At 68.4% G+C, this 20,664-nt stretch carries 20 protein-coding genes and 1 riboswitch; of the genes, 5 read left to right on the top strand and 15 right to left on the bottom strand.

The window, feature by feature from the left end; genetic code table 11:
* Positions 1 to 30: 30 nt before the first annotated feature.
* Positions 31 to 2,385 (bottom strand): bifunctional diguanylate cyclase/phosphodiesterase, encoded by a 2,355-nt coding sequence (locus tag QFZ76_RS50210; protein ID WP_307680442.1) that lies wholly within the window; start codon positions 2,383 to 2,385, stop codon positions 31 to 33.
* 961 nt (positions 2,386 to 3,346) lie between these two features.
* On the opposite strand from QFZ76_RS50210, the gene QFZ76_RS50205 reads away from it, so the two are divergent.
* Positions 3,347 to 4,177: an IS5 family transposase gene (locus tag QFZ76_RS50205; protein WP_307680441.1), complete on the top strand. Its 831-nt coding sequence runs from the start codon at positions 3,347 to 3,349 to the stop codon at positions 4,175 to 4,177.
* Between the two features lie 26 nt (positions 4,178 to 4,203).
* Positions 4,204 to 4,596 carry a hypothetical protein gene (locus QFZ76_RS50200; RefSeq protein WP_307680440.1) on the top strand — a complete coding sequence of 131 codons (393 nt, stop codon included), beginning with the start codon at positions 4,204 to 4,206 and terminating at the stop codon, positions 4,594 to 4,596.
* Between the two features lie 239 nt (positions 4,597 to 4,835).
* On the opposite strand, the gene QFZ76_RS50195 is transcribed toward QFZ76_RS50200, so the two are convergent.
* The 3 genes from QFZ76_RS50195 to QFZ76_RS50185 all read right to left on the bottom strand — a co-directional run bounded on the left by QFZ76_RS50195 (position 4,836) and on the right by QFZ76_RS50185 (position 6,980).
* Positions 4,836 to 5,228, bottom strand: coding sequence for an NUDIX domain-containing protein (locus QFZ76_RS50195; RefSeq protein WP_307680439.1), 393 nt, complete (start codon positions 5,226 to 5,228; stop codon positions 4,836 to 4,838).
* Positions 5,228 to 6,043 carry a dihydropteroate synthase gene (gene folP / locus QFZ76_RS50190; RefSeq protein ID WP_307680672.1) on the bottom strand — a complete coding sequence of 272 codons (816 nt, stop codon included), beginning with the start codon at positions 6,041 to 6,043 and terminating at the stop codon, positions 5,228 to 5,230. The genes QFZ76_RS50195 and folP overlap by 1 nt, the downstream gene beginning before the upstream one ends.
* 55 nt (positions 6,044 to 6,098) lie before the next feature.
* Positions 6,099 to 6,190, bottom strand: a riboswitch (ZMP/ZTP riboswitch).
* Positions 6,191 to 6,572: 382 nt separating this feature from the next.
* Positions 6,573 to 6,980 carry a MerR family transcriptional regulator gene (locus QFZ76_RS50185; RefSeq protein ID WP_307680438.1) on the bottom strand — a complete coding sequence of 136 codons (408 nt, stop codon included), beginning with the start codon at positions 6,978 to 6,980 and terminating at the stop codon, positions 6,573 to 6,575.
* A gap of 23 nt (positions 6,981 to 7,003) precedes the next feature.
* Between QFZ76_RS50185 and QFZ76_RS50180 the strand changes: the two genes are divergently transcribed.
* Together QFZ76_RS50180 and QFZ76_RS50175 are read left to right on the top strand one after the other, a co-directional pair.
* The gene (locus QFZ76_RS50180) at positions 7,004 to 7,852 is read left to right on the top strand and encodes an alpha/beta fold hydrolase (protein WP_307680437.1); all 849 of its coding nucleotides are present in this window, start codon (positions 7,004 to 7,006) and stop codon (positions 7,850 to 7,852) included.
* Positions 7,849 to 9,063 (top strand): MFS transporter, encoded by a 1,215-nt coding sequence (locus QFZ76_RS50175; RefSeq protein WP_307680436.1) that lies wholly within the window; start codon positions 7,849 to 7,851, stop codon positions 9,061 to 9,063. Before QFZ76_RS50180 ends, QFZ76_RS50175 begins: the two co-directional genes overlap by 4 nt.
* Before the next feature lie 35 nt (positions 9,064 to 9,098).
* On the opposite strand, the gene QFZ76_RS50170 is transcribed toward QFZ76_RS50175, so the two are convergent.
* Together QFZ76_RS50170 and QFZ76_RS50165 are read right to left on the bottom strand one after the other, a co-directional pair.
* Positions 9,099 to 9,902 (bottom strand): IS5 family transposase, encoded by an 804-nt coding sequence (locus QFZ76_RS50170; RefSeq protein ID WP_307680435.1) that lies wholly within the window; start codon positions 9,900 to 9,902, stop codon positions 9,099 to 9,101.
* Positions 9,903 to 10,041: 139 nt separating this feature from the next.
* A complete protein-coding gene (locus tag QFZ76_RS50165) occupies positions 10,042 to 10,713 on the bottom strand; it encodes an ASCH domain-containing protein (protein ID WP_307680434.1) in 672 nt (223 codons plus the stop codon).
* Positions 10,714 to 10,830: 117 nt separating this feature from the next.
* Here QFZ76_RS50165 and QFZ76_RS50160 point away from each other — a divergent pair, with 117 nt between their 5' ends.
* Positions 10,831 to 11,088 carry a hypothetical protein gene (locus QFZ76_RS50160; protein ID WP_307680433.1) on the top strand — a complete coding sequence of 86 codons (258 nt, stop codon included), beginning with the start codon at positions 10,831 to 10,833 and terminating at the stop codon, positions 11,086 to 11,088.
* A gap of 665 nt (positions 11,089 to 11,753) precedes the next feature.
* On the opposite strand, the gene QFZ76_RS50155 is transcribed toward QFZ76_RS50160, so the two are convergent.
* The 9 genes from QFZ76_RS50155 to QFZ76_RS50115 all read right to left on the bottom strand — a co-directional run bounded on the left by QFZ76_RS50155 (position 11,754) and on the right by QFZ76_RS50115 (position 20,637).
* Complete coding sequence (locus tag QFZ76_RS50155) at positions 11,754 to 12,665, bottom strand: replication-relaxation family protein (protein WP_307680432.1); 912 nt, start codon at positions 12,663 to 12,665, stop codon at positions 11,754 to 11,756.
* Between the two features lie 522 nt (positions 12,666 to 13,187).
* Entirely contained in the window at positions 13,188 to 13,886 is a 699-nt protein-coding gene (locus QFZ76_RS50150; protein WP_307680431.1) for a hypothetical protein, read from the bottom strand.
* A gap of 126 nt (positions 13,887 to 14,012) precedes the next feature.
* Positions 14,013 to 14,360 (bottom strand): hypothetical protein, encoded by a 348-nt coding sequence (locus tag QFZ76_RS50145; RefSeq protein ID WP_307680430.1) that lies wholly within the window; start codon positions 14,358 to 14,360, stop codon positions 14,013 to 14,015.
* 253 nt (positions 14,361 to 14,613) lie between these two features.
* Positions 14,614 to 15,645 (bottom strand): phosphoadenosine phosphosulfate reductase, encoded by a 1,032-nt coding sequence (locus QFZ76_RS50140; RefSeq protein WP_307680429.1) that lies wholly within the window; start codon positions 15,643 to 15,645, stop codon positions 14,614 to 14,616.
* Between the two features lie 91 nt (positions 15,646 to 15,736).
* A complete protein-coding gene (locus QFZ76_RS50135) occupies positions 15,737 to 17,116 on the bottom strand; it encodes a DUF6248 family natural product biosynthesis protein (RefSeq protein ID WP_307680428.1) in 1,380 nt (459 codons plus the stop codon).
* A complete protein-coding gene (locus QFZ76_RS50130; protein WP_307680427.1) occupies positions 17,113 to 17,745 on the bottom strand; it encodes a hypothetical protein in 633 nt (210 codons plus the stop codon). The genes QFZ76_RS50135 and QFZ76_RS50130 overlap by 4 nt, the downstream gene beginning before the upstream one ends.
* Positions 17,746 to 17,830: 85 nt before the next feature.
* Positions 17,831 to 19,054: a hypothetical protein gene (locus tag QFZ76_RS50125; RefSeq protein WP_307680426.1), complete on the bottom strand. Its 1,224-nt coding sequence runs from the start codon at positions 19,052 to 19,054 to the stop codon at positions 17,831 to 17,833.
* A 143-nt stretch (positions 19,055 to 19,197) separates the two neighbouring features.
* Positions 19,198 to 20,022: a DNA-processing protein DprA gene (locus tag QFZ76_RS50120; protein ID WP_307680425.1), complete on the bottom strand. Its 825-nt coding sequence runs from the start codon at positions 20,020 to 20,022 to the stop codon at positions 19,198 to 19,200.
* Between the two features lie 87 nt (positions 20,023 to 20,109).
* Positions 20,110 to 20,637 (bottom strand): single-stranded DNA-binding protein, encoded by a 528-nt coding sequence (locus QFZ76_RS50115; protein ID WP_307680424.1) that lies wholly within the window; start codon positions 20,635 to 20,637, stop codon positions 20,110 to 20,112.
* Positions 20,638 to 20,664 lie beyond the last annotated feature (27 nt).

Below are 20,664 nucleotides of genomic sequence, written 5' to 3'. Positions count from 1 at the left end.
CTTTGTGGGTGCTCGGGATGGTATCTGTGGTCATCGGTGTGAGCTGGTGGGTGTGAGGATTGCCTGGGTGGTGAGGTAGGCCTCCAGGGCCTTGGGGGCCAGGGGCGGGGAGTAGTAGAAGCCCTGGCCGTGGGGGCAGCCGAGTGAGTGCAGCCGCTGTGCTTGGTGGGGAGTTTCGATGCCTTCTGCGATCACGTCCAGGTGGAGAGCGTGTCCGACCTGGAGGATGGCCTGGATGAGGCTGTTGTCGACATCGCCGCCGCCTCGCAGGACGAAACTCTGGTCGATCTTGATGATGTCGGCCGGGAGGTCGCGTAGGTAGGCCAGGGAGGAGTATCCGGTGCCGAAGTCGTCGATGGAGATGCGTACGCCGAGGTCGCGCAGTGCGCGGATGTGGGTGGATGTGGTGTCCGCGTCGGTGACGAGGGTGCTCTCGGTGATCTCCAGGACCAGGGAGGCCGGAGGGAAACCGGTCTCGTGCAGGACCTGCCGTACGGTGTCGGGAAACCGGTGGTCCTTGAGCTGCATGCCGGAGACGTTGACGGCCACGCTCAGGGCTGCGGCTTGCGGGACGGTGTCGTGCCAGTGCCGGCCGTGGCGGCAGGCTTCGCGCAGCACCCACGCGCCGATGGGACGGATCAGGCCTGTCTCCTCGGCGATAGGCACGAACACCTCGGGCGGGGTGGGGGACCTGCCACCGCGCTGCCAGCGCAGCAGGGCCTCCACGCCGGTGACCTGTGCGGTGGGCAGGTGGACGACCGGCTGGTAGTGCACGGTGAGTTCGTTGCGGGGCAGCGCGTAGCGGAGGTCCTGGGCGATGCGGGCGCGGCTCTGTGGTGCCAGGCTCATGGTGGGCTCGAAGAGTTCCGCGCGGTTGCGGCCGCGTTCTTTGGCCGCGTACAGGGCGATGTCGGCGTTGCGGACTGCGTCGTTGAACGTGGTCGGTTTGGTGATGGCGACGACGCCGATGCTGGCGGTGATGAAGACGCTGCGATGGCCGGAGATTGCGAAGGGCTCCTGGAAGCGGTCCAGGAACCGCTGGGCGTACGTTCCGGCGGGGATCTCACGTAGGTCTTCGGCGAGGACGGCGAACTCGTCCCCGCCCATGCGGGCGACGGTGTCGTTGCGGCGGGCTGCGCCCAGGAGGCGGTGGCCGACGGTGATGAGGAGTTCGTCGCCGACGGGATGGCCGAGGCTGTCGTTGATGTCTTTGAAGCGGTCGAGGTCGATCAGCAGCAGGGCAGTGTTCCGGGGCGCTGCGGGGCGGCCCAGGGCGTGTTCGAGGCGCTCGAAGAACAGGGCTCGGTTGGCCAGGCCGGTCAGTGCGTCGTGGAAGGCCTGGTGGGCGAGCTGCTGCTGCAGCGAGGTTTGCTGGCGCAAGGCGTCCTCGGCCGTGCGGGCGCGGGCTCTGGCCTTGTGGGCCTGGGATTCGGCGAACCGTGCCAGGAGCATGATGCGCACGACCAGCAGCACGGTCAGAACTGCCACGATGCTCGCGATGGCCACGACGTCCACGGGCTGTTCGCGCACGCCGCCGACGTCGGCGATCAGTAGGGCGGGACCAAGGAGGGCGGGCAAGGTGAGGACGGTCATCCGGGCGGGTGACAGCCTCTCCTGGCTGCGCGGCACCAGCCGGGTCGTGCCGGCCGTGGACGGGTGCAGGGCGCCAGCGCCGAGCAGCGGATAGGAGGCCATCCACAGGCTGTAGGAGACGTCGGAGGCGATCGGAGCGCCGGTCGCGGCGAGGGTGGAGTAGTACAGGGCGTCGGCGGCCAGCGTGACACCCACCCACAGAGTGAACAGGCCGAGGGCCAGCAGACGGACTCCCGAGACGAACACCAGCTGGGCGGCGATACCGAGCAGCAGAAGATCAGCCAGCGGATAGGCCAGGGACACCGCCAGCGGCAGCGCCGACAGATGGCTGTGCAGGTAGGGCATGAAAATGAACGCCCATGACAGGGTGGACACCCCCAGGGTGATGATCCCTGCATCCAGCACGGCCCCCCATCGCACGCCGCTGCCCCATGCCGCCATCAGGCTGATCAGCCCGGCGGCGAAGCACGGATAGGCCGCCAGGTACAGCACGTCGGCCACTGAAGGAAACGGCACGAGCGTGCCTGAGGCCTGGAAGGCACCGAAGATGGCGTCCGCCACTGTGAACAGCCCCATGCCAGCGGCGATCAGACACCAGGACCGGCTCGGGCGCGGCTGGTGCCAGCGGATGCCGACCAGGATCGCCACCGTGGCGCAGGCCGCCAGCACGGGGGAGAACAGGTGACGCACGGGCGCGGTGACGAGGACATAGACGGTGATCACCACAGCGCCGGCCGCCAGAAACCACCACCAGGCGTGCCTGCGCAGTCGCTTGCTCTGCGCCTCCTGCATGACTCCTCCGCGGACACAACCGGTGGTCCTGGCCGGGCCGGGATCGGATGGCCCACAAAAGCTGCGATGCCGTAGCAGTCCTCGTTGCGCCACCGCTTCCTTGTTCTCGGAGGCGAGGGTAACCCTGGTGGGTGGCTGGGGTGGCCGGCGGTCGTCGCGACACGCAGGATGAACAGCGGGGCCTGGGGACGTAGCCTGGCCCGCGCCTGGACAGACCTTCCCGGCCAGCGTGCTTCGCATGCCGGTACAGGAGTGCAGCTTGCGCGCCGTCACCCCGAGTTTGAGGACTGCCCGCCATGGTTGATGTCCCCGCCGCGCACCCCGCTCCCGCCAGCCCGGCGAATGCTCTGGAGGCCTGTCACCGGCGGAGCTCACCCGGCGTCCGACCGGTCACCGTCGATGCGGGCGGCATCACCCTGTCCGGCCTGCTGAGCGAGCCCCAACAGACGGCTACACGCGTGGTAATCATTGGCCCTTGAGTTTCGGACCCGGCCGGGGTCCGAAACATGCCCCCGGGACCGGTGCGGAAGAGTTTCACCGCCAGCTACTGTGACACACCCCGGCGGCTAATTCGAGCCCGGAAGACCGACACGGCAACCCTCTGACCTGCATGAACAGAAGGTCTGGATTCAACTTCCTTACTCCGAAGGGGAGTTGGATGGCAATGAAGATCTTTTACCAGTTCAGCAAGTTGAGTTGGGACCGAGGTCGCTGAAACTGATGCTCGCGCTGATGAGCGGTCAGACCTCGATGACACAGGAGACGCCCACGACGGTGAGTATCGCAGTGACGAGCGGGTCGATGTGTGCCGAGACCAGTTAACCGAGCCAGACGATGTCCAAGACGGACAGGTGCCTCAGAGGGAGGAATGAGAGTGCATAGGGGTTTTGTCGTCACCTGAACGTGTGGCGGTGCGGCATCCCGGCCGGTCGGCGGCCATGGGCATGTTGGGCTGGGTACCGTGAGCGAGCGCAAGCCCTACAAGACCGACGTGAGCGACGAGCAGTGGGCGCTGGTCGAGCCTGTGATCGCCGCGTGGAAGGCCGCGCATCCCTCGGTCAGCGGCCATCAGGGCCGGTACGCGATGCGGGAGATCGTCAACGCACTGCTCTACCAAAGCCGGACCGGTTGCCAGTGGGAGCTGCTCCCACACGACTTTCCGCCACCCGGCGCGGTGAAGTACTACTTCTACACCTGGCGTGACGACGGCATCGACCAGACCATTTACGACCTGCTGCGCTGGCAGGTGCGGGAAATGGCGCGTCGGAAGGCGGACCCGAGCCTGGTGGTGCTCGACACTCAGAGCGTGCACGCGGCGGCGGGAGTGCCCGCTGAGTCGACGGGGCGCGATGCGGCAAAAAAAGTACCGGGCCGCAAGCGCGGCCTGGCCGCTGACGTTCTGGGGCTGGTGATCGCGGTAGTGGTGGCGGCAGCGTCTGCGCACGAGAACGCCGTCGGCATCGCGCTGCTGGACAAGGTCGCCGCCGACACCGACACCGTGCAGAAGGCCCTGGTTGACCAGGGCTTCAAGAACGCCGTCGTCGCGCACGGGGAGAAGGTGGGCATTGAGGTGGAGGTCGTGGAGCGCAATCCCGCGCAGACCGGGTTCGTTCCCCAGGCCAAGCGGTGGGTCGTGGAACGCGCGTATGGGATCTTGATACTGCACCGCAGGCTAGTGCGCGACTACGAACACCGGCCCCGCAGTTCGGAGTCGCGGGTGTACTGGGCGATGTCCGCGGTGATACTGCGCCGGCTGACCGGGGCGACCACGCCGGCCTGGCGCACCGCATGACCGGCGGGGAGCTGACACTCGGGGCGGTGCTGGCACGGCTGGAGGAGCGGGAACGCGACATCGCCGCGCAGGCCGAGACCACGCGGGAACAGATCACGCAGCTGACTGCACGGCTCAACGAACTCGACCGGGCCGCCGACGAAGTCCGGATCACCGGCAAGACACTGCCGGAGCTGCCCGATCCGCAACCGCCCGCGCCGCCGGCACCGAAACTGCCGGACCATCCGGCCTACCAGCAGATCATGGCGGTGTTCACCGCGGCCGACCATCCGCTGCGTGCGCGGCAGGTGTGCGAGGCGATGGACCTGACGGTCGCGCCCAACAACATCAACAACATCCGCCTCAAGCTCAAGCGGCTGACCGACCGCGGGATCCTGGCCGAGACCGAGCCAGGCTTGTTCACCCAGCCCCGGCCCTAGCCGACCTACGTCGCCACGACCTGCCCGCTCGTCCCGCTGTGACCTTCAGTGATAGTTGGCCAGGAGCGGCGGCAAGGCTGCTGCTAACCGGGCTGCTCTCAAGGACAGTTGGCCATTTCGCGCAGAGTAGTTGGCCACTGGGCGTTTGGACATTGGCACCGGAGCGTGCAGGTCCCGGACGTCGAAGCAGATGGGCGGCCGACAGCACCTGCCGACCGCCCACACATCGACTCGAGGCGTCAGAGCTGCGGCAGCACGCAGTCGAAGAACACACGGTCCGCCTCGAAGACGGGCTGAAGCCGGGAGAATTCTCGCGGCGTGACCCAGCGCACGTCGCTCACCTCGCCCGGCTGCATCAGGACCTCGCCTTCCTCTGCCTCGGCGGTCCACCAGTGCAGGCGGAAGGCGCCGTCCTCGGTCTGCGACTCCCAGACCTTGGCCACGGGGCAGACCCTCAGGCCGACCTCCTCGTGCACCTCCCGGACCACGGCTTCCTCCTGCGTCTCACCGGGTTCCAGCTTGCCGCTGAGGGGCGCCCAGTACCCCGGCAGCCGGGCCAACGGGCCCCGTTGGATGACGAGCACCCGCTCGCCTCGCCGCACCACGGCGACGATCGCCTCTCGCTGTTCCATCACGCACCTGCCTTGGCCGCGTCCAGGGCGTTAAAGACAGTGAGTGCGTCGCGGATGGCGGCAACGTCGTGGGTGCGGATGTAGTCCGCCCCGTGGCAGGCCGCGTACAGCTCCGCCGCCAGAGTTGCCGGACCGATCTCCGAAAGACTGCTCCCGGTGAGCGTCCGAAGAAACGACTTCCGGGAGGGAGAAACCAGGACCGGCACGTCGAACCGCGCTTTCAACTGCTCAAGATGTGCCAGGACTCTCAGCGACGGTTCCGGGCTTGTGCCCAGGAAGTAGCCCAGCCCTGGATCGATGACCAGCCGTTCCCGGCCGATGCCAGCCGTTTCCAGCGCGGCCAGCCGCTCGGCGAAGAACTCCTCGATCCCCGCCCACACCGCGGCGGGATCGGTCTTCATCTGGGTGGCGGGTCCCATGCGCTGCACGGAGTGCATGACGATGAGCCGGCAGTCGGTGTCGGCGAGTTCTTCGTACCGGGCCGGGTCGGGGAAGCCTTGGATGTCGTTCACGTACTCGGCCCCACGAGCCGCTGCGAAGCGATGGGTCTCCGGCAGGAAGGAGTCGACCGACACCGGCACATCCTCGGCGACCAGCCGGTCGATGACGACGGTCAGCCGCCATATTTCCTCAGCGGCAGTCACCTGCTGGGCTCCCGGATGGCTGGCCGCAGGGCCCAGTTCGACAATGTCGGCCCCTTCCGACCACAGCCGCCGCGCATGTGCCACCGCATCCTCGGCGGCCAGGAACCTGCCGCCGTCCGAGAACGAGTCTGCGGTGATGTTGAGGATCCCGACCAATAACGGCCGACCGATGTCCAGGGGTGAGGGGTATAGGTGCCGAACCATGACGGTGCCTCCCAGGTTGCTCCCAAGAAGCCCAGGCGCGCGGCACACGTCTATGTGACGAAGCCGCTCCCCGATGGTTACGCCCATCTCGACACGCCAGTCACGGCTTGCCCTGAGTCTATCCGGAGCACGCAGCCGATGTCCGTGCCGTGCAACTTGTGCTGTGGCGGCCGGGATGCCTCGGGAGTCGGGAGGCCAAGCCCCTGCCACAGACGGCGGCCAACTTCTACGCATGGCGCGGCTGGCCCGTCTGTCGAACGAGGCCAACTACCGCTGAACGTCACACCCGCACGAAACGAAGAATCGGGCATCAGGTCTCATACCGCCCTCTTAGAGGCCGCGCAGATAGGCGCGGTTGCAGACCCCGGTAGCAATGCAGGCACAGGTCCTGGTGATCACGGAGTTGCTACGCTCTGTGATGATCGGGGACACCTGTGCCTGTAAGAGGCGTACGAGTGGTTCACGCCCCCTGGGTCGGCCGGCTATTCCGAGCGGATCAAGCGGCTGCCGGGGAGGGTGTTACACCCCCGGTTGGCTGTTCGCTTGCGAGGGCTGACGGAGCTGCGTTGAGTACCGTGTCCAGCATGGCCCGTGATGCCTGAAGGGCCTCGATCTCCTGTGTAATCCGCTGCCGTTCGCCTTGGAGCTGGCGGACCAGGTCCGGACACATGGGGACCAGGTGGTCGCTGTCGTCGGCAACACAGGGCAGGACTTGAGCGATCACGGTGGTGGAGAGGCCGGCCGTCAGGAGGCTGCGGATACGGCGCACTGTCTCCACGTCTGCGTCGCTGTACTCCCGGTATCCGCTGGGAAGTCGGGTCGGGGCGAGCAGCCCCTGCTGTTCGTAGTAGCGCAGGAGTCGTTCGTGTACTCCAGTCCGCTGGACCATCTCCTTCATACGCATGGGATGCTGCCTCTCCCGGCGACTTGACTCTGACATCGGTGTCGGAGTTTAGCGTCGTATCCATGAGTGCTGAACAGGCCGTTCTCGAACAGAATCTTGATGTGTACGTGCAGGGCAGCGGCCCTGCCCTGCTGCTGGCGCACGGTGCCGGCGGCGGTATCGAAGGCAACTTCGGGCTGGTGCTCGACGATCTGGCGCGGGACCACACGCTGATCGGTCCGCACTACCCAGGAGCGGGCGGCACACCGGTCGCAACTGAACCGCTCGATCCCGACGAGCTCGCAGAAGCCCTTGTCGCCTCCGCTGTGGCACGCGGGCACGAGACGTTCGCCATCCTTGGAGAGTCCCTGGGAACCGCCATCGCGGTGCGCGCCGCGACCCGCCATCCCGAACGGGTGACAGGACTGGTGCTCACGGCAGGGTTTCCCGTGGCCGATCCAGTCCTCGCACACGCCTCCCAACTGATCGCCCTTCTCGGCAAGGCGGGCGAGTGGGAGGAGGTGGCCCGGCTGGCTTTCCTGGCGTGCCTGTCCGAGAGCCAGTTGAACGGGCTGTCGCCGACCGACGTGGAGGAGGCGGTGGCGCAGGTGGAGGCGTCGATGCCTCCCGGCATGCTCGACCACTTCGACCTTGTCTCCCGCGTTGACGTCCGCGGCGACCTCACCGGCGTGACGGCCCCCGCCCTCGTGTTCGCGCCGACGGGAGACCGTCTGGTGCTTCCGGAGAGTTCCCGCCGCCTCGCTGCGGGAATCCAGGGGGCCACGCTGATCGAACTGCCCGGAGCAGGGCACATCCTCGACGCGGACAACCGGGCGCTCTGGCTCGGCCACGTACGCCGTTTCCTCGCGTCTCTTGGCCCTATTTCCGCATGACCACTATGGACGCGCAGGGCCAGGCCGTTGCGCCGCGTGGTCCCATGGGAAAGCACCGCGGCGGCCTGGCCGTCCTTGCCCTGGCCACCTTCATCGTGGTCACCACGGAGATGCTCCCTGTCGGTTTGCTGTCCGCGATCAGCACGAGTCTGGAGGTGTCCGAGTCCCAGACGGGGACGCTGCTCACGGCCTATGCCTTCACGGTGGCAATGACTGCGACCGCGTTGACTTCCTGGACCGCGAGCTGGCCGAGGAAGCGTCTTCTTCTCGCGGTCGTGGGGATCTTCGCCGTGGGTGCGGTCCTCTCCGGTGCGGCGACGAATTTTGCGCTGCTGGCTGTTGCACGGATCGTCTGCGGTGCCGCGCACGGCGTGTTCTGGTCCATCGTGGCCGGTTACGCCGCAGCCCTCGCCCCTCCGGAACGACCGGGCCGAGCAACGGCGGTCGTCTTCGCCGGAAACTCCGGAGCACTGGTCCTCGGCCTCCCCCTGACCGCTGCGTTGGGCGACGCCGTGGGCTGGCGAGCAGCCTTCTGGCTGGTGGCCTTCGCCGCGCTGCTGATGCTGACAGTGGCCATGAGGGTGCTTCCTCCGGTTCCAGGAAATCCACAACGAGCCGACCGAGGCCCTCATGCACTGCGCCTGCCTGGTCTCCTTCCGTTGGTGATGACCACGATGGTGCTCGTGCTTGGCCACTTCACGCTGTACAGCTATGTCACCCCACTGCTCCACAGCATGGGGATACCGGACGGCGCCGGAGTGAGCGCGCTCCTGGCGACGTACGGCGTAACAGGGCTCGGCGGCACGTGGCTTGCGGGTCTCTGGGTGGACCGCGCGCCGCCCGCCGCCATATTCGGAACCACTGGAGCGATGGCGCTGGCGATCGGCCTGTTGGCATTCGGAGCTTCGCTGACGCCCGTCGCCGTTGCGGCTGTCGCCGTCTGGGGGATGGCCTTCGCAGCCGCACCGGTGTGCTTGCAGGCGACAGTTCTGCGCATCGCCGGCACAGCTCACGACACAGCCTCGTCCTGGTACGTCGCCGCCTTCAATCTGGGAATCGGTGAAGGTGCCCTGGCTGGTGGCGCTGCGCTTGCCATCGCCGGAGTTCGAGCGCTCGGCTGGGTGGCGCTCGCAGCGGTCTCCATAGCCGCGGCGATAGCGTGGCGCTCAAGCAGACACTGGTGCATGCAGGACCGGAACGTCGCGCCCTGACGTCGACGAGACATAAGTTGCGCAGATAGGGGTGCTCATGGGCGGCGGTTCGGGCGTTCGTCCCAGCGGTGGGTGGTCCATGCCCGCCGGGTCAGGCTGCGGACGGTGATGATGGTGTCAGCCAGGTCGAAGAAGGCGTCGATGACGGTGGTGCGCCGCTCGTAGCAGCGGGCGAGGCGGTGGAAGGCGTTCTGCCAGGCGTGGGTCCGTTCGACATGCCACCTCTGGCTTGCCTGGATCGGTGCCTTCTCACCCTTGTGGGCGATGCGGCCATGCAGGCCTCGTTCGTCGAGCAGGGCGCGGGTCTTGTCCGAGTCGTAGCCGGCGTCCAGGTGCACGGTGATGTCGTCGGGCAGCGGTCCCAGGTCGTCCAGGCGGTCGAGGGTCGGGGCGAGCAGCGGGGAGTCGTGACGGTTCGCTCCAGCCAGCACGCGGCCCAGCGGGATGCCATAACCATCCGTCATGCCGGAACGCTTCAGGCCCTGTTTGCCGCGATCGACCGGTGATCGCCCTGCGACCTCTCCGCCGCCGGGGGCTTTGGTGATGGAGCCGTCGACGGCGATCTGGTCGAGGACGAGGCCGACGATCCTGTCGTAGGACTCCAGCGCGATCTGCTTGAGTCTCGCGAAGACGCCCAGCCGGATCCACTCGTCGCGACGGTTGCGGATCGTGGTGGCCGAGCAGGTCGTGTCGGCGATCGCCTGGTAGGAGCAGTCGAAGCGCAGCATCTGCAACATCTTGTCGAAGACGATCCGGTCGCCGATGCGCGGGCGGTTGCAGCCCAGCGGATGGGTCGGCGCGTAGGCCGACCGCTCAGAAGCTGTGTCTGAGGCTTGCATGACAGAGATGTCGGCGTCGCTTCGGACGGGCGCCCGAAGCGACGGACGGTCCAGCCGAGGTGAGCCGAAGGATCACGGAACGATCTTGGTCTCCTGAGCGCTCGTCGTCACCTCGCGGCCCAGCCGTCGCATCCGCGGTTTAAGCGACGCCCGTCTTGCCATTGATCTGGAAGGTGACGACGTCGACTTCGTCGGTTCCAACCAGATCCGGGTAGTGGCCCTTGAGGGCTTTTCGGAGTTGCGCCGCAGTCGTCAGCCCCTCAGCTTGCGCGTCCTGGTCGGTGAGGTCGCTGACCATGCAGTGCCTGATACCGGTCACCTCTGCCGACAGGACGACTTCAGGGTCGCTCTCAAATACCAGTCTTGCCGGGCCGAGCTGCGCCGGGTCTCGGAAGCGGGTGGTCTTGGTCTTGGCGCCGGAACGGACGACTTCGAGGTAGCGGGGGTTGAACCGAATGATCGGGGGACCAGCCGTCTCGGGATCCTGGTAGAGCGATGAGTCGAGACCGTTCATGCCCGCCTCCGGGGTCCAGCGTTGAACGAGCGGCATCAGGTCGGCGGCGAGCACTGACCTGAGCCCGGCGGGGGTGGGCACGATGACGCGCATGGTGGGGTAGTAGTCCACGAAGACCTGCCGATCGCGCCCGCACGGGCCGATGACCCCGCGCCCGTGGTTTCCCACGGCGACGATGCAGCGCATCTGGCGGGCGCCCTGGGCTCGCGCGGCTCCCAAAGCCACGAGTTCGGCGCAGGGCCCGCCAGTGAAGTGGTACAGGTTCACGCCGGCGAACACCCGGTAGCCGGCGGCCATGACCGCGGCACCCACAGTGTCTCTCACGGCAGCCGCCTGACGATCCCTCATTTGCCGTTCGGGTCGGCGTCGGATGGACACCGAACCGAACGGCAAGAACGATCACCCTTCACCCCTATGTCCTATGACCTAGGGGAATGCGATGCCCTCAGCCTGGGACTGCCGCACATCGCCCGTGCCCTGGTGTGCTCCGGCCCGCACAGCGAGGTACGGGTCTACGACCCAGCGGTCGGGCGGCACCGGGCATACGGGCCCGCCGAACGCATCGAGGTCCTGGTCGAAGTCGGCAGGCAACTGGCCTGGGCGCAAGCCGGGTGCGCCCTGTGGCCGGGCGACGGCCTGCTGGCTCCCGCGAATCCCGGGGCCGCCACCTGATGTTCGGCTACGCAGCGGACGAGGTCTGGGCGGACTTCCGTGTGGACGACGTCGTGGTCGGCATCGAACAGCGGGCTCTTGTCACGGTCGGCGGAGCCGGTTAATTCGACACTCAGGCTTTTCCCCATTTTTAGAATTCCAAGTCGACGGGACCGGGCCCGGCGGAAGCGGAGATGGCCGGTTCCGCGAAGCTGTGCGGCTTCGCGGGGGGAGAGGTGGCTGGCCTCTCCATACCGGCCATCGTGCGGCGTCTGGCCCGCCGGGAGTTCGTCGATCCCTTAAAAGCACGCCCTCGCCACCTCCAGCTGCGACGGAGAGGCGGTTACTGCTCGTAGTGGGCCTGCCCTGTTGGCATGGCCAATTCGCCGGACCTTACTTTTGCCGTTCCAAACAGCCCTTGGAGGAGCAATGAGCGGACAGCACGACCAGCAGGTACCGCAAGAGCAGTCGCCGGGCGACCGTCGGGAGTTCGCGAAGAAGGGAGCCCTGGCCGCGATCGCAGGCGGGTGCTCAGGAACGGCAAAGGCAGTTTGGCTGTACGTCCTCGGGGATGGTGCGTGAGCCTTCGCCTCTCGGTTTGTGATGCGAGCAGCAGGTCACAACGGGGTGGTCTCGCAAGGATCAGTTGGACGGGACAAGCAGCATCTATTCCTCGCGCTGGGGACTCACAGGTCTGTCCATGGGCGAGGCTTGCCGCCGGCCAGCGGTATCCACACGTCCTGGGCGGGACCGTGCTGCTCCAGGTCTTCCAGCACGGCGGCTGCGAGCGGGACTTCGCGGGCGAGGCCCGCTACGAGCGGGTGCTGAGCCACCATCGCCTGTAGATCGCTCATCCGGTTCTCCAACCTGTTCCGGGAGGCGCCGGTCAGCACGAACAGCACGCGCGGAAAGACCGGGTACCAGCGCAGCCACGACGGTCCGGCAGAGGCCGGCCTGCGACGGCCGACCGGCTGTGCCTCGTACCGGAACAGACGGGCGTACTCGATGAGCTTCACGGCCAGCCGTTCACTGCTCATGGTCGTGCGGTCAACTTCGACGAAGGCACGCAGCTTGTGGCGCTCTTCACCGTCGACGGCCGTGTAGTACATGAGTGCGTCGGCCACGATCCGCTCACCGTCACCCATCGCGTGAGAGACCTCCGGAGTCCAGTCCCAGGGGCCGTGCTCGTGTCCCAGCCGCCGGGCATCCGCCGCGAAGGCCAGGTGCGAACGCACCACAGCGAGCGTGTGCGCCGTCTTCAGCGACGCAGCGGTTTCCGAGGTAATGGGATAGGCCTGCCGGCCCCGCAGGACAGGCAGGTCCCGGGTCAGGCGGGCACCGTGCGGGGTGAGATACCAGGCCTTGGTACGCGACCTGCCCGGCTCGGGCAGCTTCGTCCAGTCGATGAAGCCATCGGCGCGCAACTTGCTCAGGACACGGGACATGACTTGCCGCGTGCTCAATGGGCACAACATCTGGTGCAAGTGGCCGGACGTGGCGATGCGATGCTGAGCGAGCGCGGCCAGCGCCTGGTGGCGCAGGGGCTCAGAGTTCGACAACACTCGCGTGGCACGTGTGTCCTGCGCTGGGCGGGTCATGCAGCATCCCTTCGACGCATGTCGCAGCCCCGGGGCGTGCGACGCTCCCGGCGCAGCAGCGAGAGAAGCGGCAAGGAGCGCATCCCCGGGGACTGTGGTGAGGTACGGCCCGCCGGCTGTCTGCAACTCGTCGGGACCTGATGCCGACGAGGGAATCACTGACCCCCGACCAGATTCCCGACCACAAGGCCCCGACCACGGTCACGAATGCGAAACGGCTCGTGATCCGCGGAGGGCCAGCGCCGTCCATGGACCCGACCACGGGCCGCGCCGTTGAGCGAGCCGGCTACGGAGGGACGAGTTCCGGGACGGGTGCGCAGGCAGAGCCGGGTCGCTCCGCAGGCGCGGAGGCCCGGCAGAAAAGGCGCGACGGCCGGTCCGCAGCAGCCGAAACTGCTGCGGGGCGTGGTGGCGAGCCACGCCATGCCGGCCGTCGTTGCGGCACCCGGCCCGCAAGGGACCAACGACCCGTAACCGGGAACCGCGTTCAAGGGGCGGTGGGACAGGGCCGCACCGCCGGGCCTACCTTCTGTTCTTGCGCTGAGCGGCCTGCTCGAGGATCCGCTTGCGCGTCCACCGCCGGCGCCCGCCCTTTTCGGTGAGGGCGTCGGCTGTCTGCAGCAGGGGGAGATTGCCCTGGGCAAAGCTGCTGGAGAAGGAGCCGACGCTCTTGTAGCCGAGCAGCGCCGCGGCCTGGGACGCGCCGAGAAGCTCTTCGGGATCGCCGTCGACAGGAACATCAGGCAGTGCCGGCGCCTTCCGGGTGGAGCCAAGATGCTGACCGCTGCCGGGCCGGCTTGCCTGCCAGTCGAGAAGACTCTGCACCCGCCACAGCTTCCGGCGGTACGGACGCTCCGGCGAGCCCATTTCCTCGACGACGTCCGGGTCGGGGAAGTACCCGGGGTGGTCACGGAGGAAGTTGTTGACCTGGCTGATGTTCTTGTAGCCCAGGAACCTCGAGGCGTCCGCAGCGTTCAGGAGGTCCTCAGGGTCCCGGGAGGGCGGCGTGTGGTCGGTGATCCTTGCCAGCTCCCGATGGGCAAACCACTTGGTGACGGCGTCGTGGTCCCACAAGCGGGCGCGCCGGCGCATGCCGGCGATCTCCGGGAAATTGTTCTCAGAGCGCTTGTTGTAGAGGTTCGTGACCTGTGCGGAGGTCAGGTTCTGCTCGGCCGCGATCTCGGCAGCGTCAGCCAGGCGAGGCGTACGTCGCGAGGTCATGGCGGGACCGTCCGTCCAGTCGGCGAGTGGGCCGGCCAGCCCGGCTCACAACTCCGATAATGGCAGAAGATTTGGATGCCGGTCCAGCCTGCTGCCCAAACTTCCCGGGCAGCAGGCAAACGAGTGTCAGAGTTCGGGAACCATGCACACGCCGCGGCGGGCGGCGTCCTCGGCCATCTCGGAATAGGCGAGGGCCGCGGGAGTCATCTCCCACTCGGTGAGGGCGAGCAGCAAGATCAGCTCGTCGCGGTCCTGCGACGCGTCGCACGGCAACCCGGCCGCCTGCAGGGCCGCCACCAGGACCTCGGGCGACGTTCCGTCGACCCGTCTCGCCACGACACCGCGGAGGGTTTCAAATCCCTGCTGGTAGAGCGCGTTCGCCTCTTCCAAGAGCTTCAGCAGCAGGTCCTCATCGTGACTGGCCGGTGCGATGGCGGCGAGGTCGAGGAGTCGCTGAGTGGTTGTAGTCACCATGACAGTGTGCCTTTCGGAAGTGAGCGGAGGGAGTTCCCCGCCCTGCGGAACGGGCTGGGGCGGCCAGGGCTCGGTGCACCGGGGCGGTCCAGACGGCATGCGAGGCCGGTGGCCGTGTCCTTCGCTAAAGACAGGTCGGGCCTCGTTGAAGGGATGGGTGCCGGCGGTGTGCGTGGTGAATGGACTGGCAGACCCAGCCATCGGGGCCGTCGCCCCTCGCGGGGCGCCGGCCGCGGCGGCGCCGATGGAACCGCTATTGCTGTACCGCGCAGTCGCCGCACAAGGCCCGTCCGCGCTTGCGGGCCAGGTCGGGCTCCTTGCGAGGCTCCAGTTTCAAAGCACCACGGACCTGCGCCTGGAGCGCGGCGAAGTCGGGCCCGTCATCCGCACAGACGACGCCTGGGTCGGGCGCCCCGCAGGTCCTCGCGTGCCGGATGAGGTCCGAGATGCGCCAGTCGGCTCGGAAGCTGTCCCCCCGCACCCGCTCAACCTCGGCATACAGCTCCGCGAGCCGCGGCCGCCGCCCGCTGGCCAGCAGCAGGTCACGGCGTGAGGCGAAGACACACAGCGAGCAGGAACACCGGGAGGTTCCGGACCAGTCTCCGGCGCCGGGCACGGAGTCGTACGTCCAGCTGTACGGCACCGGAGCGTCGGTGTGCCACTCCTTGACCGCGTCGGTCGACCAGTCTTTCACCGGCAGCCACTCGTCCACGATCCGCGCGCTGTTGGCCTGCACCGTACGGAAGGCCGGACGTTTCTTGCGGTCGGGTCCCTCGTCGCTGCGCAGACCCATGACCTTCAGGATCCGCACCGGGCGGCCGAGCTCGCGTTTCAGGCGGCTGACGATCGGCGTCCAGGCGCTGGAGACCACGCTCTCCTTCGCGGCCTTGCGGCAGTACGGGCTGCCCATGCGGGGGAAGCGCCCGTAGGCGGCTATCTCGGTAAGGAGGCTGTGCGGCATACGGGTGCCGTCCGGGCCCGGCATCGTGCGGGTGACCTCGACGTGCCGGGCGTCCGGTACACCGAAGGCGGCACTCTGCATGGCGGCGAGCTCGGACACCCCCGGGTAGCGGATGCCGTCGAAGACCACGGGCGGCCACTCCAGCACCCCGAGGCTGGCGTGGTACGAGATGACCCGGTCGTCCACGCCGGCGGTTCGGGCCGCGTCCATGAACACGGCCATCATCACCGCGCTGTCCTTGCCACCGGACAGCTGAGGCGCGAGGCGATCGTACGAGGTCAGATCGGGTGTGCTGGACGGGCGGTTGGCGGAATGCGAAGGCATGTCAGCTCCAGTGAGTCGGACAGTGGGCGGTGAGACTGCGTGCACAGGACGGCATGCAGTCCGAGGCGGGCGGTGACGACTGGGTTGTCGCTCAGGTCGCTGTCGGCTCGGGGTCGGGCTGCTTGGGGTAGGGCCGGGGGGCGGGGAGGCCGAGCTCGATCTCCTCCCGCTCGCGGCGGGTTCGGCCAAGCCGGAATACGAACCGATGGGCGCCGCGGTGCCGGATGTTGCGGGCGCCGACCGCGGCCAGGGCCTCGCGCAGCCACAGAGCCGGGTCGCAGCCGGGCCGCGGCCGCGGAGCGCCGAGCGCGATGAGCTGGGCTGCGGCGTACTCACAGCCCTGCTCCTGGCGGCGGATCTTCTGCGCCGCACGGTCGTGAAAGACCGTGCCGTCCGGCAAAAGCTTCACTGTGCGTGCGGTTGCGCGGCCGGCGTACACCGCGTTCGTCGCCGCGTAGATGGTCCCGACGTGCCCGGGCATGACCAGGACACCGGAGGCTGTCCGGCGCGGGACGGGGTCGGCGAACGAGACGACGCCGCGCACCCCGTCAGCGAGCAAGGCGTCGAAGCAGCGGGCGAGGAACCACGACTCCGCGTTGCCTGGGCACTCATCGAGCAGGACGAACCGCAGACACACCAAGGACTCCGTGTAGGGACGCAGGTACGGCAGTGGATTCGTCAGCACGGCCTCGCTGACGGGGACCCCGAACACGGCGACACCACTCAACCGCTCCTCACCCGTGGACGTTTCGTACAAGGCGAGGCGCTTGGTGGCCGCAGCGTACGAGCCGGAGTAGTGATGGGTGATCACGAACTTCTCGGCCGGCTTCTCGTCGAGCGGGGCCACCGTGAAGTGGCGGGCGTTGAATCCTCCGTCGTGGACGTGCCGCCAGGAATGCGTGCGTTCACGCCACCGCTGGCACCAAGGCGACACGGTCGGCATCTCCGGCAGGTCCTCGAAGGGCAGGGTCTCCTGTACCGGGGACCTCATGGTGCCTCCCTGTTCCCGCGCTCCCGCGGGCCGTTCGCGAAGAGGGTGAGCTGTCCCTCCGGGGCGGCAGGGGGTTTTCTCGGCCTTGCCCGTGTCGGCGGTCTCTTCGACGTCCGCCGGGTGAGGGCAGGGGCAGAGCCACCGGCAGGGCCGCTGGCCCGGTCCGTACCGGATCACGGCGACGACGAACCCTTGGGCGTCGGTGACGGTGTCGGCGTGTTCGTCGACGCGGGGGCCGTCGGCGCTGACGCACCGGTCGTGGTGCCCGGAGGCACAGCCGGGGCAGATGCCGCGCTCGCAGGAGCACCAGCGGTGGAAGCCGCGGGGGTAGGCGTCGTCGATCTTGCGCAGTCCCTTGGTCCAGGCGTGCGCGCGGACCCAGGCGCCTTCCTCCTCAGGCATCGGGGAGGGCGTGGTGGAGGGAATGGGGTCGAGGATGCCCATGATCGCGGCGCCGATATGGCGCAGGCGGGTCGTCATGTCTCGTCTCCAAACAGGGTGGGGGTGGTGTGGAGTTCGTTCATCCAGGCCAGGAGGCGGGGGAGGTTGGTGTCGGGCCCGAAGGCGAGGTAGGTGCCGTCGCAGCTGGTGCAGCCGAAGGCCTGCGCGATGCGCAGCCGCCGGCGGGAGTTGACGCGGCCCATGTGGACGGCCAGGCCGCGCTCTTGGGCCTCAACGGCCAGCCGGTGGGCGGCCGGTGAGGTCTTCCAGGCGGTGGAGCCCGCCAGGAACAGGACGTCGATCGAGTCCCAGGGGATGAGGCCGTGCTCGCTGCCGTCCTGGGCGGCGAACGCGGCCGGGATGCCCAGGGCGCGGATGGGTGCCAGCCAGGGCATCGACTCGGCGAGGGTGGCCGCGGCGTCCATCGGAACGTCGGGGGCGACGGCCCATAGACAGCGGTCGGGGCCGTAGCGGTTGACGGTCGCCGTCAGCCAGGCGAACCAGGCCTGCTCGCCGGGCCATCCCTTGCCGAACTTGCCGTTGTCGCACGCGTACAGGGCGCCGGGAGGGATCACGTTGCCCTGGGCCGGGGTCGTCATGCAGGCCAGGAGTCCGGCCTGCATGACGGCCCGTACGTCAGCTCCGGACGGCGTGGCCAGGTACAGCACGGCGAAGAAGCGAAGGAGGAGCAGGGGCTGAGGGCAGGGGTGCGCGCACGGGAAGTCCTTCCGGAGGGTGGCGGTGAGGGTGGGTTCAGACGAAGGGGAGTTGGGCGGCGGGGCCCGAGACGAGGGCGTCCCAGTGCTGCTCGAAGTTCTTGTCCTTTTTGTCGATCACCCGGGCGGGGGCGGTGGCGAAGAGCTCCTCCGCCATCGGCCAGGCCGGACGGCGGGGGCGGAGCCAGGCGCGGGCGCGCCCGTACTGGTGGTCGCGTTCGACGGCGATGCCAAATCGCTGCGACACGGCGGTGAGCTTGTGGGCGAGTTGTGCGGGGCGGCCGAGGCCGATGCGTTCGGTGGAGCGCATGACGGGGCGGTGGCCGCCGTCGGCGGAGAGCAGGAAGAGGCGTCGGACGCGGTAGAGCGCCCAGGGCATGTCGAGCTCGCGCTGGAAGGCCTCCAAGCAGGCTTGGTCCCGCTCCTGGGTGGGGTCGAAGAGCTCCAGGAGGCTCTTCTTGCCGTAAAGCTTTGCGTTGGGGTTGAGGCTCATCGCCGTGTACTCCAGCCGCAGCACCTCACCCGCGATGCCCGGGTGGGCACGCATCCGCTCCATGTGCGCCGGCAGCGAGCCCATGGAAATCGGGAAGCAGCAGAACGTGCAGTAGCTCTTTGGCCAGTGCACGTTGAAGCGCTCCAGCAGGTAGCCCTCGCACTCCTTACGGCCCCAGCCCCAGTCGACGAGCGGGAACTCACCGGTGCGGCCGGCGAGCTTGGAGTTGGCCTGGTCCTTCAGGCAGCGTCCCGCTTCGTCGGCGTTGAACCCGATGATCTGGCGGAAGGGCCGCCCGCCCATGACGGCGAGGATCCACCGGTCTCCGACGTCGCCCTTGGCCCTCAGGCTGCACTTGCGGGTGCCAGCCTGCTGGGGAACGGTGCCGACGGTCTCCATCTCCTCCCACAGCGTCCACGCCCCGCGGGTGTGGAGCCGTTCGGCGTGGCGGGAGTCATCCAGGACCGTGATGCCGTCGGCGGCGAGGTGACCGTTGCGGGCGAGCTGGACGAACCTGACGCCGTGCTCGCGCAGCAGCGGCAGTATGAACTCCTCTGCCAGGAGCCGGGTTTCGGGCCACTCGCTTCCGGTGGCCATGTAGAGGACAGCGGTGCGATCCAGGTCGATGCCATGGCCTGCCGGGTCGGTGAGCATCCGCGCCAGATAGGCCGAGGAGTCGGCGCCCAGGCCCCAGTTGATGACGGTGTCGATGTCGTCGGTGGCGGTGAGGCCGGGCAGCTGCAAGGGGTAGGCGGTGCGCGCGGGCATGACGGGGGTCCTCACCGCTGGCGAGCGGATGGGGGCCGCGAGCGGGTTCAGCCTGTTGCGGTGGTCGGTCATGGTGCGGTCCTTCGCCTGGGCCCGTGCCCGGATCGGGGGAGGTCCGGGCACGGGCGGTATCTGGGGTGCGGTCAGAGGAGTTCGAGCGCTCGCGCGGGGCTGGGGCAGGGGAGGGCGAGATGTTCGGCGAGCAGACGGGTGTTGCCGCCAGCGCGGATGCCGCTGGGGGACGGGACGGCCAGCAGGGTCCGTTTGAGATCGATGGCGGCCTCGGCGGTGCGCAGGGCCTGCGCGTGGTCCAGGGCCTCGATGAGGATCACCGCGCGGGAGAGGGCGGCGAGGAGCGCGGCGCTGGCCTGGAGGGTTGCACCGCTGGTCACGGTGCCCGGCCGGTAGAGGCTGAGGGCCGCTCCGCCGTTTTCGGTGATGGCGTTCAGGAGCGGGCCGTGGTTGTGGGGGTATGCCTGGTCCAGTCCGCGCGGCAGGACGGCCAGCGTCGGCCTTCCCATGAGGTGGGCGGCTTCGTGGGCGGTGGCGTCGACGCCGTAGGCGAGGGATGCGGCGACGGTGTAGCCGGCCTCGGCGACCGCCGTGGCGAACGCGGTGGAGCGCTCGACGGCCTCCGGGCTGGGTGCGCGGTTGCCGGTCACGACGACGGTGCTCGTGGTCAGTTCGGGCAGGTGGTTGTGACCGCGGACCCACAGGCCCAGCGGGCAAGCGGGGCCGAGGTCGGCCAGGGCGGAGGGCCACTGCGCGTCGGTGGGGATGAGGAAGCGGCAGGTCAGCTCTCCGTTGGAGAGCTCGGTCTTTGGCCGGTACTGGGACAGGCGGCCGGTGTTGTCGAGGCGGACATGCTGCGCCCACACCTCGGCGGGGGAGTGCTGGGCGAGGTCGGCGGCGACCTGGGCGGGCGTGAAATGGGCGGAGAGCGCTGCGAGGGCGGCACGGTCGGACATGGCGGCCTTTCGGGCACGGCGCGGCACCGGCAGGCGAGCCGGTGCCGCGCCCGGTGGGCGAGGGAGAGGGGTGAAGGGGAGGGTCGGTCAGCTGCCGACGCGAAGGGGAGAGGCGTCGGCTGCTGTCGAGGCGCCGGACTCGGACCAGCCGGATGACCGCCGTTGGTCCCACCAGCCGGGCGGGTTGCCCGGTCGCCTGGTGGCCGGTTCGGGGGCGGTCTGCACGGCGGGTTGCGGCACGGGGGGTGGGGTGACGGGGGCGGCAGCGCCCGGGCCGGGAATTCCCGCATCGGTGTAGGCGATGTGCTCGCGCAGGCTGAGACCGAGGTCGTCGACGCTCAGACGGATCGCGTTGTCCTTGATCTCGGTGATGCGTCCACGGACGAGGACGGCCGTTCCGTCGACGAGTGACTCGGTCGCGTTGCGGGCGATGTCGCCCCAGGCGGTGCACACGTAGCGGATCGGAGTGCCGTCCATCCACTTGCGCGCCGTGGGGTCCCACTTGCGGGGAATTTCCGTGAGGCGGAACCGGCAGACGGCGAGGCCTTCTTCGGTGAAACGGATCTCGACGTCGCTGGCGATGGTGCCGGACACGTGCGTGATGGGCGGGAACATGCGAGCACCTCCAAAAACAATAATAGT

This window comes from Streptomyces sp. V4I2 (genome assembly GCF_030817655.1).
Lineage (GTDB): Bacteria > Actinomycetota > Actinomycetes > Streptomycetales > Streptomycetaceae > Streptomyces > Streptomyces plumbiresistens.
The sequence above is the reverse complement of the archived record's forward strand: the minus strand, read 5'-3'. Positions and strand labels throughout refer to the sequence as shown.

Excerpts from the sequence above, each read along its gene's own strand:
- QFZ76_RS50210 (WP_307680442.1), bottom strand. The coding sequence starts at position 2,385 with ATGCAGGAGGCGCAGAGCAAGCGACTGCGCAGGCACGCCTGGTGGTGG.
- QFZ76_RS50195 (WP_307680439.1), bottom strand. The coding sequence starts at position 5,228 with ATGGAACAGCGAGAGGCGATCGTCGCCGTGGTGCGGCGAGGCGAGCGG.
- QFZ76_RS50185 (WP_307680438.1), bottom strand. The coding sequence starts at position 6,980 with ATGCGTATGAAGGAGATGGTCCAGCGGACTGGAGTACACGAACGACTC.
- QFZ76_RS50175 (WP_307680436.1), top strand. The coding sequence starts at position 7,849 with ATGACCACTATGGACGCGCAGGGCCAGGCCGTTGCGCCGCGTGGTCCC.
- QFZ76_RS50170 (WP_307680435.1), bottom strand. The coding sequence starts at position 9,902 with ATGCAAGCCTCAGACACAGCTTCTGAGCGGTCGGCCTACGCGCCGACC.
- QFZ76_RS50165 (WP_307680434.1), bottom strand. The coding sequence starts at position 10,713 with ATGGCCGCCGGCTACCGGGTGTTCGCCGGCGTGAACCTGTACCACTTC.
- QFZ76_RS50160 (WP_307680433.1), top strand. The coding sequence starts at position 10,831 with ATGTCCTATGACCTAGGGGAATGCGATGCCCTCAGCCTGGGACTGCCG.
- QFZ76_RS50155 (WP_307680432.1), bottom strand. The coding sequence starts at position 12,665 with ATGACCCGCCCAGCGCAGGACACACGTGCCACGCGAGTGTTGTCGAAC.
- QFZ76_RS50150 (WP_307680431.1), bottom strand. The coding sequence starts at position 13,886 with ATGACCTCGCGACGTACGCCTCGCCTGGCTGACGCTGCCGAGATCGCG.
- QFZ76_RS50145 (WP_307680430.1), bottom strand. The coding sequence starts at position 14,360 with ATGGTGACTACAACCACTCAGCGACTCCTCGACCTCGCCGCCATCGCA.
- QFZ76_RS50140 (WP_307680429.1), bottom strand. The coding sequence starts at position 15,645 with ATGCCTTCGCATTCCGCCAACCGCCCGTCCAGCACACCCGATCTGACC.
- QFZ76_RS50135 (WP_307680428.1), bottom strand. The coding sequence starts at position 17,116 with ATGACGACCCGCCTGCGCCATATCGGCGCCGCGATCATGGGCATCCTC.
- QFZ76_RS50125 (WP_307680426.1), bottom strand. The coding sequence starts at position 19,054 with ATGCCCGCGCGCACCGCCTACCCCTTGCAGCTGCCCGGCCTCACCGCC.
- QFZ76_RS50120 (WP_307680425.1), bottom strand. The coding sequence starts at position 20,022 with ATGTCCGACCGTGCCGCCCTCGCAGCGCTCTCCGCCCATTTCACGCCC.
- QFZ76_RS50115 (WP_307680424.1), bottom strand. The coding sequence starts at position 20,637 with ATGTTCCCGCCCATCACGCACGTGTCCGGCACCATCGCCAGCGACGTC.